Source organism: Streptomyces yangpuensis (genome assembly GCF_024666385.1).
Taxonomy (GTDB): domain Bacteria; phylum Actinomycetota; class Actinomycetes; order Streptomycetales; family Streptomycetaceae; genus Streptomyces; species Streptomyces yangpuensis.
The window spans coordinates 6,449,185-6,461,525 of the sequence record NZ_CP102514.1; the positions used below are offsets into that span (position 1 = coordinate 6,449,185).

Annotated in this window: 8 protein-coding genes and 1 pseudogene; 5 read left to right on the forward strand and 4 right to left on the reverse strand. The window is 73.1% G+C overall.

Annotated features, from left to right (window positions below; translation table 11 throughout):
• The first annotated feature begins 64 nt into the window (after positions 1 to 64).
• A complete protein-coding gene (lgoX, locus tag NRK68_RS29280; protein WP_257857213.1) occupies positions 65 to 2,071 on the forward strand; it encodes an L-glutamate oxidase LgoX in 2,007 nt (668 codons plus the stop codon).
• Between the two features lie 28 nt (positions 2,072 to 2,099).
• On the opposite strand, the gene NRK68_RS29285 is transcribed toward lgoX, so the two are convergent.
• Both NRK68_RS29285 and NRK68_RS29290 read right to left on the reverse strand, forming a co-directional pair.
• A complete protein-coding gene (locus tag NRK68_RS29285; protein WP_257857214.1) occupies positions 2,100 to 4,067 on the reverse strand; it encodes a CASTOR/POLLUX-related putative ion channel in 1,968 nt (655 codons plus the stop codon).
• Positions 4,068 to 4,202: 135 nt separating this feature from the next.
• Positions 4,203 to 4,784: an isochorismatase family protein gene (locus tag NRK68_RS29290; RefSeq protein ID WP_183064020.1), complete on the reverse strand. Its 582-nt coding sequence runs from the start codon at positions 4,782 to 4,784 to the stop codon at positions 4,203 to 4,205.
• Between the two features lie 290 nt (positions 4,785 to 5,074).
• Between NRK68_RS29290 and NRK68_RS29295 the strand changes: the two are divergent.
• Together NRK68_RS29295 and NRK68_RS29300 are read left to right on the forward strand one after the other, a co-directional pair.
• A pseudogene (locus NRK68_RS29295) lies at positions 5,075 to 5,365 on the forward strand (DUF6434 domain-containing protein); the annotation flags it as partial.
• 216 nt (positions 5,366 to 5,581) lie between these two features.
• Positions 5,582 to 6,658, forward strand: coding sequence for an enoyl-CoA hydratase/isomerase family protein (locus tag NRK68_RS29300; RefSeq protein WP_257857952.1), 1,077 nt, complete (start codon positions 5,582 to 5,584; stop codon positions 6,656 to 6,658).
• Between the two features lie 81 nt (positions 6,659 to 6,739).
• On the opposite strand, the gene NRK68_RS29305 is transcribed toward NRK68_RS29300, so the two are convergent.
• Entirely contained in the window at positions 6,740 to 9,007 is a 2,268-nt protein-coding gene (locus tag NRK68_RS29305; protein WP_257857215.1) for an ATP-binding cassette domain-containing protein, read from the reverse strand.
• A gap of 106 nt (positions 9,008 to 9,113) precedes the next feature.
• On the opposite strand from NRK68_RS29305, the gene NRK68_RS29310 reads away from it, so the two are divergent.
• The gene (locus tag NRK68_RS29310) at positions 9,114 to 9,881 is read left to right on the forward strand and encodes a TetR/AcrR family transcriptional regulator (RefSeq protein ID WP_183064022.1); all 768 of its coding nucleotides are present in this window, start codon (positions 9,114 to 9,116) and stop codon (positions 9,879 to 9,881) included.
• Here the strand turns inward: NRK68_RS29310 and NRK68_RS29315 are convergent.
• A complete protein-coding gene (locus NRK68_RS29315; RefSeq protein WP_183064023.1) occupies positions 9,878 to 10,786 on the reverse strand; it encodes an SDR family oxidoreductase in 909 nt (302 codons plus the stop codon). The genes NRK68_RS29310 and NRK68_RS29315 overlap by 4 nt on opposite strands.
• Before the next feature lie 228 nt (positions 10,787 to 11,014).
• On the opposite strand from NRK68_RS29315, the gene NRK68_RS29320 reads away from it, so the two are divergent.
• Positions 11,015 to 12,292 (forward strand): cytochrome P450 family protein, encoded by a 1,278-nt coding sequence (locus NRK68_RS29320; protein ID WP_183064024.1) that lies wholly within the window; start codon positions 11,015 to 11,017, stop codon positions 12,290 to 12,292.
• The last annotated feature ends 49 nt before the right edge of the window (positions 12,293 to 12,341 follow it).

The window sequence follows — 12,341 nt, forward strand, 5'->3', positions numbered from 1 at the left end:
GATCATTTACGGGCGGGGCGGCTTTCGGCGTCCGAGGCACCCGAGGGCCCGGGAGAGTGGCTCCATGATCATCGACTCTTCCCCGATGCCCGACCCCGGCGCCGGCCCCGGCCGCGACCCGGGCAGCGACCCCGGCGCCGGCCCCGACTCCGGGCCCGCGGCGGACCCCGCCCGCCGGCCCTCCCGTCGCACGGTCATCGCAGGCGCCGGAGCGGCCGTGGCCGCGGGAGCCGGCGCCCTCACGGTCGCCACCGCGTCCGCCGGCACCCCGCAGGTGCCGTCCGGATCCGCGCGCCCCGACTGGGAGACCTGCCTCACCGTCGCGCGGGCCGTCCTCGTACGGGGTGACGACGACGAGCCCCTGGTGCCCGGTTACGCGGACATCCTCCTCAGGAACGGCCTGCCGCGCTCCCGCATGCCCCGCCGGAAGGTACTGGTCGTCGGCGCCGGGCCGGCCGGCCTGACCGCCGCCCACCTGCTGCGCGGGGCCGGGCACGAGGTCACCGTCATCGAGGCCAACGGCAACCGCGTCGGCGGCCGGATCAAGACCTTCCGCACCGGCGGGCACGAGAAGTCCCCCGCCGCCTTCGCCGACCCCAAGCAGTACGCCGAGGCCGGCGCCATGCGGATCCCCGACAGCCATCCCCTGGTCACCGGCCTGATCGACAGCCTCGGCCTGAAGCGCAGGCGCTTCCACCTGGTCGACGTCGACGGCTCCGGCCGTCCCGCCTACCGCACCTGGATCTTCGTCAACGGCGTCCGCGTCCGCCGCGCCGACTACGCGCGCGCCCCGCAGACCCTGAACCGCTCCTTCGGGGTGCCGGCGGCGTACGAGGCGGTCCCCGCCGCGCAGATCGTCCGGAACGCCTTCGCCCCCGTGCGCAAGGAGATCGAGGGCAAGAAGGACAAGGCGCTCGTGGAGGGCTGGGCCCGCATCATCCAGCGCTACGGCCACATGTCGATGTACCGCTACCTCACCGAGGAAGCGAAGCTCGACGAGCGCACCATCGACCTGATCGGAACCGTCGAGAACCTCACCTCCCGGCTCCATCTCGCCTTCGTGCACAGCTTCATCGGGGCCTCGCTCATCAGCCCCGACACCGCCTTCTTCGAACTGCCCGGCGGCACCGCCACCCTGGCCGACGCGCTCTACGCCCGGGTCGAGGACATCGTGCGGCTCGACCGCCGCGCCACCCGGATCACCCACGGGGAGGGCCGGGTCACCGTCGACACCGTCTCCGAGGGCCGCGGCGGCCGCCCCGTGCAGCGGGAGACCTTCACCGCCGACGCCGCGATCATCACCGTCCCGTTCTCCGGACTGCGTCACATCCCGGTCACCCCCGCGCTCTCCTACGGCAAGCGGCGCGCGATCACCGAACTGCACTACGACGCGGCCACCAAGGTGCTGCTGGAGTTCAGCCGCCGCTGGTGGGAGTTCGACGAGGCCGACTGGAAGCGCGAACTGGAAGCCGTACGGCCCGGCCTGTACCGCGCGTACCAGCTCGGGCGGACACCGGAGGACGGCGCGCTGCTGGGCGCGCACTCCTCCGTACCGCGCAGCGGAATCTCCGGCGCGCAGCGGGCGCACTACGCGGCCTGCCGAAGCCTCGGCCGGGACCAGCCCGAGGCCGCCGGAGTCATCGGCGGCGGCTCCGCCACCGACAACCCCAACCGCTTCATGTTCCAGCCGTCCTACCCCGTCGAGGGCAGCCCGGGCGGGGTCGTGCTCGCCTCCTACAGCTGGTCGGACGACGCCCTGAAGTGGGACTCCCTCGACGACGACGAGCGCTACCCCCGTGCCCTCGCGGGCGTCCAGGAGGTGTTCGGGCAGCGGATCGAGGTGTTCTACACCGGCGTCGGCCGCACCCAGTCCTGGATGCGTGACCCGTACGCCTACGGCGAGGCCTCCGTACTGCTGCCGGGCCAGCACACCGAGCTCTTCCCGCACGTGCGCGGCGCCGAGGGGAACCTGCACTTCGCCGGCTGCCACACCTCCGTCAAGCCGGCGTGGATCGAGGGAGCGCTGGAGTCCGCGGTGCGCACCGCGCTGGAGGTCCACACCTCGGGGTGAGCGCCGGCCCGGGCCCCGGGCCGGTGTCTCAGCTCTCGGCGAGCACGATCACCCAGTCGTGCTCGCCGAAGCGGACCCGCTGCCGCTTGTCGGGATTGAGCCGCACCCCGTAGGAGGGGGCGGTGGTGGCCTCCGCCCGCAGGCGGTAGCCGACCGCGCACTCCCGGCGGCGGCGCGCCGACTCCACCAGCGTGGCGAACGCGACCTCCCGGTCGGTCCGTACATAGTCCGCCACGGGCCTCAGATAGAACTCGCTGCCCTCCGCCCTGAACAACTCCTCGAAGACGGCGGCGAGATACCCGCTCTCCGAGATCTGTGTCATCAGCAGGCTGATCAGGCGGCCGCTGACGATGAAGTCGGCGCCGGCCCGCGCGGGAGCGAGCAGGCGGTTGGCGTCGTCCGACATCTCGGTGGTCAGCGGGATCTCGCGGCCCGCGGCCTCCCCGATGGCCCGCAGGTGCAGCAGCGTCACCAGCGTCCGGTCGTCGTCCGTGCCGCGCCCGGACTCCGGGGCGAAGGCGGGCGGGACCGCCTCGGGCGGCGCGGCCGGGGCGGCGCTCTCGCGGTCCGGCTCGCCGATCACGATCACGCTGTCGTACGCGGGCACGTCCAGCTTGGCCAGGACGTCCGGGTCGGTGATGTCCCCGCTGTGGAAGGCCACGTCGAGACGGCTGCGGGCCGCCGCGATCTCGGCGGCGGCCCGCAGCGTCGCCTCGTCGCCGAGGGCCACGACGTCCAGCGTGGTGCCGGCGCTGACGAATTCGTCGAGCTGCTCCACGACGAGCGGGGCGCGCCGGTTCCAGCCGAGGAGGAGCAGGCGTTCGGCGAAACGGTGCCGGGGGCGGGCGGTGACGATCGCGTCCTCGTCGACCCAGGGGCCCGCCGGCTCCGGCACGGCCGTGTCGTCGTCCTCGGAGACCAGGACGATCCGGTCGCCCGCGCCGATCTTTGTACCGGGGTCCGGATTGAGCGCGACACGGCCGTCGGGGTGCAGGAGACCGACCACCGAGGACGTGGTGAACGCCAGCAGGGCCTCCCCGAAGGTGCCTCCGGCGAGTCCCGCGGCGGCCACGGTGTAGAACTCGTCCCCGGCGAAGTCCAGCAGGTCCTGGTAGACGAGGGAGAGCCCGGGCTGCCGGGCGGTCTGGACGAGGAGCCGGGCGATGATCTCGTCGGCGCACAGCACGTGCCCGCCGGGACCGGCCGCCAGCCGGGCCGTGAAGTGGTTGCGGGTGTCGCGGACCGCGGCGACCACCACCGCGTCGCGCGGACGGGGGAGCGCGGCGTCGAGGGCGAGCAGGGTCTTCACGACCTGGGCGTCGCCGCGGTCCCCGTCGGGCGGCAGCACGAGGACGGCCTTCGCCGTCTGCGGGCTCACCCGGGCCAGTACGGTCGGGTCGGTGGTGGGGCCGCTGCGGCAGATGATCCGGGTGGCGCCCGCGCCCGTCCGGGTTCCCGTGTCGTCGAGGCCGGTGGCGATCTCGTCCTCCATGTCCACCTTGTCCTTGGGGGCGAGGACGGCGATGGCGGACCGGCGCTGGTTGGCGTTGGCCGCGACGAGCTCGGCCACCACCGGGAAGATCTGGTCGGACCAGCCCAGGACGACCGTGTGCCCCGCCTCCAGCACTGTGGAGTGCCCGCGCCGCAGCGACATGAGGCGCTGGTTGATACCGGTGGTGATCAGACCGACCAGCGTCGACACGAACAGCAGGGCGACCAGGGCGAGCGTCACCGAGGCCAGCACGTACAGCGGCGAGCCGACCGCACCCCCGAGCTTCAGGGTCTGCCCGACGGTGACCCATACGGCCGTGAGCCGCCCCGGCAGGGTCGCCGGGGCGGCCCGGTCGGCCCAGACGAGCACCGCGCTCGCCGGGACCACGACGGCGAGGCAGCCGAGTGCCAGCCATCCGATGAGCGGGGCGGTTCCGCCCGCCACCAGGGTGTCGAACCGGTACCGCAGGCGCAGCCGCAGGGACGTCGTGTGCTGCTGTGCCATGCGTACTCCCTCGTCGCCCGCGCTGATAACCGGCGGGAGCCCCCGCGGTTACGGCCTGACGCCCCCGCGCGCTCCCGTCCACGGGACCGGGTGGCCCGTGCGTCCGGTCGCGTGCGGGCGGGTCCGGGCGGGCGGTCAGGGGCGCAGGGCGGCGATGACCTCGTCGGTGGTGCTCACCTTGCCGATGCGCGGGAAGATCTTGCCGAAGGTGTGGGCGTGGGAATCGGGGTCGGTGTCGGCGGTCGCGTCCTCGGGGAAGACCAGGTCGTAGCTGAGCTCCCACGCCGTACGGGCGGTGGACTCGACCCCGGCGCTGGTGGAGATGCCGGCCAGCACGATGCGGTGGATGCCGCGCCGCCGCAGCTGCAGGTCCAGCTCGGTCCCGGTGAAGGCGCCCCAGTGGCGCTTGGTGACGACCACGTCCCCGAGGGCGGCCAGCTCGGCGGGGATCTCGGAGAACGCGGCGGGCGGGGCGGCGGCCCGGCCCGGGCGGTCCACGTTCGCGGTGGGGAGGTCACCGCCGTCCGGCGACCAGGCCACCTTGACCAGCACCACGGGCAGCCGCCGCGCGCGGAACGCCTCGGCGAGCGCGATGCCCCGCCCCAGGACTTCGGGGGAGGGCCGGGTGGTGGGCAGGGCCAGGATGCCGGACTGCAGGTCGATGAGGACCAGGGCCGTGTCCTCGCCGAGGACGAGGCCGTTCGGGTCGGCGGGCATGCGCTCTCCTTCGGAGCCGGGTGCGGTGGGGCCGCTCCGGGCGCTCGGTCGGAGAGGAAAGCCTGTCAGACGGGGCCGGACGCACCGCGGCTGCGCACCCGCATGTCGCGCACGACGTCGAGGACCCGGACGGACCCGGCAGGGCCCGGCAGGAGCTGCGAACCCCCTAGAATGCGAACATGAGTACGAATGCGGGGGAGGTCCGCCCCCTCCTGTCGACGGCGCTGACCGGGGCCGAACTGCTGCGCTGGTACTGGACCCTGGCCGAACTGACCGTACTGGCACGGCAGATGGGCGTACCGGTCCGGGGCGGGAAGGCCGCCGTCACCGCCCGCCTCGCCGCCGCGCTCGACGGCCTGCCCGTGCCGGTGCCCCCGGCGGCCGCCGCGCCCCGCCGTGCGGCGGGACGCGGGCTCGCCGCACCCGTCGACGGCACGACGGTGATCCCGCAGGGGCAGCGCTGCAGCCAGGTGCTGCGGGAGTACTTCGTCCGCGAGATCGGCCCCGGCTTCCGCTTCGACGCCTTCATGCGCGAGTACATCGCCGGACACGCGGGACACACCCTCGCCGAGGCGGTGGAGCACTGGCATGCGACCCGGGCCCGGGCGGCCGAACCCCAGGAGGTCGGAGCCCAGTTCGAGTTCAACCGCTTCCTGCGTGACTGGTACGCCCGGCACCCCGGCGGGGCCCGCCCGGACGCCCTGGCCGCCTGGCGCGCCCACCGGTCCCGGCCCCGCGACCAGGGGGTGTCCGGGGCACCCGGGCCGGCGCCCGGCGTCGCGGACATACTGATCGCCGTGAAGACCGTATCCGAGACCGCCGCCCCCGACCCTTCCGCCGACGACACCGTCCTGTTCCGCGTCGAGGGCCGGACCGGCGTGGTCACCCTCAACCGGCCACGGGCCCTCAACGCCCTCACCCACCCCATGGTGCTCCGGATCGCCGAGGCCCTCGACGCGTGGGCGGACGACCCCGCCGTGCAGCAGGTCCTCATCCGCGGATCCGGCGAGCGCGGGCTGTGCGCGGGCGGCGACATCCGGGCCATCCACGACGACGCCAAGGCCGGGAACACCGCCTCGGCCGGCTTCTGGCGCGACGAGTACCGGCTCAACGCGCGCATCGCCCGCTACCCCAAGCCCTACGTCGCCCTCATGGACGGCATCGTCATGGGCGGCGGCGTCGGCGTCTCCTCCCACGGCAGCGTCCGCGTCGTCACCGAACGCTCCCGCGTCGCCATGCCGGAGACCGGCATCGGCTTCGTCCCGGACGTCGGCGGGACCTGGCTCCTCGGCCGCGCCCCCGGCCGGCTCGGCACCCATCTCGCCCTCACGGGCACCGCCGTGGGCGCCGCGGACGCGCTGCTGTGCGGGCTCGCCGACCACTTCGTACCCGCCGAACGCCTCCCGGAGCTGACCGCCGCGCTCGCCGGGGCCCCCGCCCAGGAGGTGCTGCCGCGGTACGCCGTCACGCCCGCCCCCGGGGTACTCGCGGGCCGGCGCTCCTGGATCGACCACTGCTACGCGGCCGACACGGTCGAGGAGATCGTGGAACGGCTGCTCGGCCAGGGCGAGCCGGAGGCGAAGGAGGCTGCCGAGACGATCCTGGCCAAGTCCCCGACCGCGCTGAAGACCACCCTCGCCGCCGTGCGCCGGGCCGCGGCCCTCGAAACGCTGGAACAGGCGCTGGCCCAGGAGTTCAGGGTCTCCTGCAACGCGCTCACCTCGCCCGACCTGGTGGAGGGCATCCGGGCCCAGGTCGTCGACAAGGACCGCGCCCCCCGCTGGTGCCCGCCGACACTCGCCGAGGTCACCGGGGCCGACGTGGAACGGTTCTTCGCCCCGCTCGGCGAGGACCGCGAACTGCGCCTGCCGTAGCCCCCCGGGGGCGGGAGGGGCGGCCCCGGCCGGAACGGGCCCGCCCCGCAGAGAGCGCGGCGGGCGCCGCCCCGCACCGCCCTATGCGTTGCTGCCCACGTACTCCCGCAGGTGGCGGGCGGTCAGGGTGTCCCCGTCGGCCACCAGGGCCGCCGGGGTGCCCTCGAAGACGACCTGGCCGCCGGAGTGCCCGCCGCCGGGACCGATGTCGATCAGCCAGTCGGCGTGTGCCATCACCGCCTGGTGGTGCTCGATGACGATCACCGAGTTGCCGTCGTCGACGAGCCGGTCCAGCAGGGCCAGCAGCTTGTCGACATCGGCCATGTGCAGTCCGGTCGTCGGCTCGTCCAGGATGTAGGTGGAGGACTTCTCCGCCATGCTGATCGCGAGCTTCAGCCGCTGCCGCTCACCGCCCGACAGGGTGTTGAGCGGCTGGCCGAGCCGTACGTACGACAGGCCCACGTCCGCCAGTCGCCCGAGGACGGTCCGGGCCTGGCCGGTGGCGAAGAACTCGTGCGCCTCCGCCACCGGCATGTTCAGCACCTCGCTGATGTTCTTGCCGCGCAGCCGGTACGTCAGCACCTCCGGGGTGAAGCGCTTGCCCTCGCACTCCTCGCACACCGTGGCCACCCCGGCCATCATCGCCAGGTCCGTGTAGACGAGCCCGAGGCCGTTGCACTTCGGGCAGGCTCCTTCCGAATTCGCGCTGAACAGCGCGGCCTTGACGCCGTTGGCCTTGGCGAAGGCGGTCCGGATCGGCCCCAGCAGCCCGGTGTAGGTGGCCGGATTGGACCGGCGCGAGCCGCGGATCGGCGACTGGTCGGCCACCACCACCCCTTCGCGCCCGGCCAGGTAGCCGTGGATCAGCGAGCTCTTGCCGGAGCCGGCGACACCGGTCACCACCGTCAGCACGCCGAGCGGCACCTCCACGCTGACGTCCTTGAGGTTGTGCAGGTCGGCGCCCTTGACCGACAGGTGGCCGCGCGGGCCGCGCACCGACTCCTTCAGGCGCGCCCGGTGTCCGAGATGGCGTCCGGTGAGGGTGCCGGAGGTGCGCAGCCCGGCCACGTCCCCGCTGTAGCAGAGCTGTCCGCCCGCAGTGCCCGCGCCCGGGCCGAGGTCGACGACGTGGTCGGCTATCGCGATGACCTCGGGCTTGTGCTCCACGACCAGCACGGTGTTGCCCTTGTCGCGCAGCCGCAGCAGGAGGTCGTTCATCCGCTGGATGTCGTGCGGGTGCAGGCCGGTGGTCGGCTCGTCGAAGACGTACGTGACGTCGGTGAGGGAGGAGCCCAGGTGCCGCACCATCTTCACGCGCTGGGCCTCGCCGCCGGACAGCGTGCCGGAGGGGCGGTCCAGGCTGAGGTAGCCCAGGCCGATCTCGACGAGGGAGTCGAGCAGGCCCCGGAGGTTGGCCAGCATCGGCGCCACCGAGGGATCCTCGATCCGGCGTACGAACCCGGCCAGTTCGCTGATCTGCATCGACGAGCACTCGGCGATGTTCACGCCGTGGATGCGCGAGGACAGCGCGGCCGCGGAGAGGCGGGCACCGCCGCAGTCCGGACAGGCGGTGAAGATGACCGCACGGTCCACGAAGGCCCGGATGTGCGGCTGCATGGACTCGCGGTCCTTGGCCAGGTAGAGGCGGGTGATCTTGGTGATCAGGCCCTCGTAGGTGAAGCCGTTCGAGCCCGACTTCACCTTCACCGAGCCCTTGTGGAGGAAGTCGGCCCATTCCTGGTCGGTGAAGTCCTTGAGCTTGGTGTCGGGGGAGTAGAAACCGGAGTTCGCCATGTTCTGCCAGTACCAGGAGTCCACGGCGAAGCCCGGGACGGTGATCGCGCCCTCGTTGAGCGAGAGTTCGCGGTCGACGAGCTGGTCCACGTCGATGTCGGATACCTCGCCGACGCCCTCGCAGCGGGGGCACATCCCGTCGGGGTTGTTGAAGCTGAACGCGCTGGACGTGCCGATGTGGGGCGTACCGACACGGGAGTAGATGATGCGCAGCATGGTGTAGGCGTCGGTGGCGGTACCCACGGTGGAGCGGGAACCCGCCCCCATCCGCTCCTGGTCGACCACGATGGCGGCGCTGAGGTTGTGCAGTCCGTCCACGTCCGGCCGGCCGAGGGTCGGCATGAAGGACTGGACGAAGGCGGTGTAGGTCTCGTTGATCATCCGCTGCGACTCGGCTGCGATGGTGCCGAAGACGAGGGAGGACTTCCCGGATCCGGAGACGCCGGTGAAGACCGTCAGACGACGCTTGGGGATGTCCAGCGAGATGTCGGCGAGGTTGTTCTCGCGGGCTCCTCGTACCTGGATGACCTGGTGGTTGTCGGCGGCGATGTGCACGGAACTCCTCGAGGTGCGGCGTCTCGGCTTACTCTCTGCGCTTTACTCTATACGTTGTACTCTATACGGTGTAGCCAATTAACGGTGAATGCTCGGAGGCCGCGACATGGTGAAGGACCGGAGCGGGGCGGGAGACCCCGTCCGCACGCTGGAGCTGCTGTGGCGCGAGCCCGGCCGGCCGGTGCAGGCCGGGCGGCGCGGCCCCCGGCAGGGCCTCAGCGTGGACGCCGTGGTGCGGGCCGCGACCGTCCTCGCCGACGAGGAGGGGCTGGCCGCTCTGACCATGCGGGCGCTGGCGCAGCGCCTCGGCGTTACCCCGATGACCGTCTACACGTACGTCCCCGGCAAGGCCGAACTGCTCGACCTGATGCTCGACGACGCGTACCTGCACATGGAACGCCGGCCCGTGGACCAGGGCGAGCCCTGGCAGGTCCACGTCACCCGGATCGCCGAGGACAACCGGGACCTGATGCTGCGCCACCCCTGGATCGCGGACCTGGCCGTCACCCGCCCGCCGCTGGGCCCCGGAGTGATCGGGAAGTACGAGTACGAACTGGCGGCCTTCGACGGCATCGGCCTCACCGACACCGAGATGGACGCCGCCCTCACGCACCTGCTCGGCTTCGTGCACGCCAACGCGCTGGCCGCCGCCGACGACGCCGACCACAACAGCCGCCAGAGCCAGGAGGACTGGTGGGCCGTCAGCGCCCCGCTGCTGGAACGCGCCCTGGACCCCGACCGCTACCCGCTCGCCGGCCGCGTCGGCACCGCCGTCGCCGGCTACCACCCCGGAACGATCTGGACCTTCGGCCTCCAATGCGTCCTGGACGGCCTCACCCACCGCCTCGCCGCCCGCCCGGAGGACACCCCCTAGCGGTAGCCGGTGGGGTCGGCCGGGTGGCCGGGGTCCTGGACTTCGACCAGGTAGCGCCAGGCGTCCGGGCGGCTGCCGTCCAGGTCGGTGAAGTCGTAGACCCGGGCCAGCTGCCCGCTGGAGAGGGACCGGCCGTTCCAGCGGGACACCTCCGGGTCCGCGGCGAGGGCCGCGACCGCGCGGCCCACGTACGCCGGGGTCTCGGAGATCGCGAAGTGCGGGACCGCGGTCAGCGCGTCCCGCCAGTTCTCCTCCGTCACACCGAAGGCGTCGAGCATCATCTCCGACCGCAGCCAGCCCGGGGTCAGCGCCACGGCCGTGGCGCCGCGCGGGCCCAGCTCGTGCCCCAGCGCGAACGCCATCCGCAGCACCGCCGACTTGGCGATGTCGTAGAAGAAGGAGACCCGGTAGCGGGTCGCGTTGTAGTCGGCGGTGCCGTCCGTCATCTCCACCACCAGACCGCCCGGCTCGCGCAGCAGCAGCGGTAGCGCGCAATGGCTCGTGATGGCGTGCGTGTCCACCGCCAGCCGCAGCAGCCGCAGCCCCTTGTCCAGGTCGTGTTCCCAGACCGTGCTGTCCCACTCGAAGAGCAGCTCACCGCCCCAGATGTCGTTCACCAGGACGTCCAGCCGGCCCTCTTCCGAGTCGATCCGCCCGACCAGCGCCTCGACCTCCGCCGGCACCAGATGGTCGGCGGCCACCGCGATCCCCCGGCCACCCGCCGCCGTGACCAGCTCGGCGGTCTCCTCGATCGTCTCGGGCCGGTCGTACTCCGACCGCCGGCCCCGCGTGCTGCGCCCCGACACGTACACGGTCGCGCCCTGCGCGCCCAACTCCACCGCGATGCCCCGCCCCGCCCCGCGCGTCGCCCCCGCGACGAGGGCCACCCTGCCTTCGAGAGTCATACGCCGACCCTACGACGGTTCGCCCGCCCGCAGCCCGCCGGACACGGTGACCGCGCCGCCCGGGCGTTCATCGCGCAGGCCGGGCACAAGGCTCCGGTCCGGGAACCGGTGCGCTGACGCCGCGCCGTCATCACCCCCGTCCCGGGGCGTCAGGGGTACGGGCTTGTCAACCCGGCTCCCGCATCGCACTGTTGACCGAGTTGCGTCCATCAGATCAGGAGATCCGGCTTGTCGTCGCACACCACACCCGTCCCGCACACCCCCGCCGGCCCGGGCACCCCGTACGTGATCGACCCCGCCGGCGGCTGCCCCCACGCCCTCAACGCCCGGCTGCGCGCCGCGCACGGCGCGGTCGCACAGGTCGTGCTCCCCGGCGGGGTGCCCGGAGCGGTCGTCCTCGGCCACGACGCGCTGAAGGAGTTCCTCGCCCATCCCGAAGTGGCCAAGGACGCCCGGCACTTCCCCGGCCTGCACGACGGCAGCATCCCCCGTGACTGGCCGCTGCGGGCCTTCGCCAACGCCCAGGGCATGCACACCGCCGACGGGGACGACCACCGCCGGCTGCGGGCCCTGGTCGGCAAGGCCTTCACGGCCCGCCAGGTGGAACGCCTGCGCCCGCGCGTCGAGGAACTCACCGCCGAACTCCTCGACGGCCTGGACCGGGCCGCGGCCGGATCCCCCGACGGGGTCGCCGACCTGCGCGAGCACTTCGCACTCCCGCTCCCGATGAGCGTCATCTGCGAGCTGCTCGGCGTCGACCCCGAGCACCGGGGCCGCCTGCACCACCTGTCCCACAAGGTGATCATCGCCACCGACACCACCCCGGCCGAGGCGATGGCAGCCGTACGCGAGCTCGTCGAGCTGATGGGCACGATCGCCGCGACCCGGCGGGCGGTCCCCGGCGAGGACCTCACCAGTGCCCTGATCGCCGCCCGCGAGGACGACGGCGACCGCCTCAGCGAGGCTGAACTCGTCGGCACCATGCGCCTGATGCTCGTCGCGGGCCACGAGACCACCCTCAACCTCATCAGCAACGCCGTCCGTGCCCTGTGCACGCACCGGGACCAGCTGGCCCTCGTCCTGGACGGGAAGGCGACCTGGTCGGACGTCGTGGACGAGACGCTGCGCTGGGACGGCCCCGTCAGCTGGTTCCCCTTCCGGTACCCCACCCGCGACCTGACCGTCGGCGGCACCGTCATCGCGCGGGGCACCCCGGTCCTCGCCGGTTACACCGCGGCCGGCCGGGACGAGGGCTTCCACGGCCCTGACGCCGACCGCTTCCACATCACCCGGCCCACGGCCTCCCGCAGCCTCTCCTTCGGGCACGGGGCCCACTACTGCGTGGGCGCCCCGCTCGCCCGCCTGGAGGCCTCCACCGCCCTGGAGCGGCTGTTCACCCGCTTCCCCGACCTCGACCTCGCCACCCCCGAGGCCGGACTCCCGCACCAGCGCAGCTTCATCGGCAACAGCGTCGAGACCCTGCCGGTCCGCCTGCACCGCCCCTGATCCCTTTCGCCCCCGTCCCGCGCCCGCCGCCGATCCGGTCCCGGCGGGC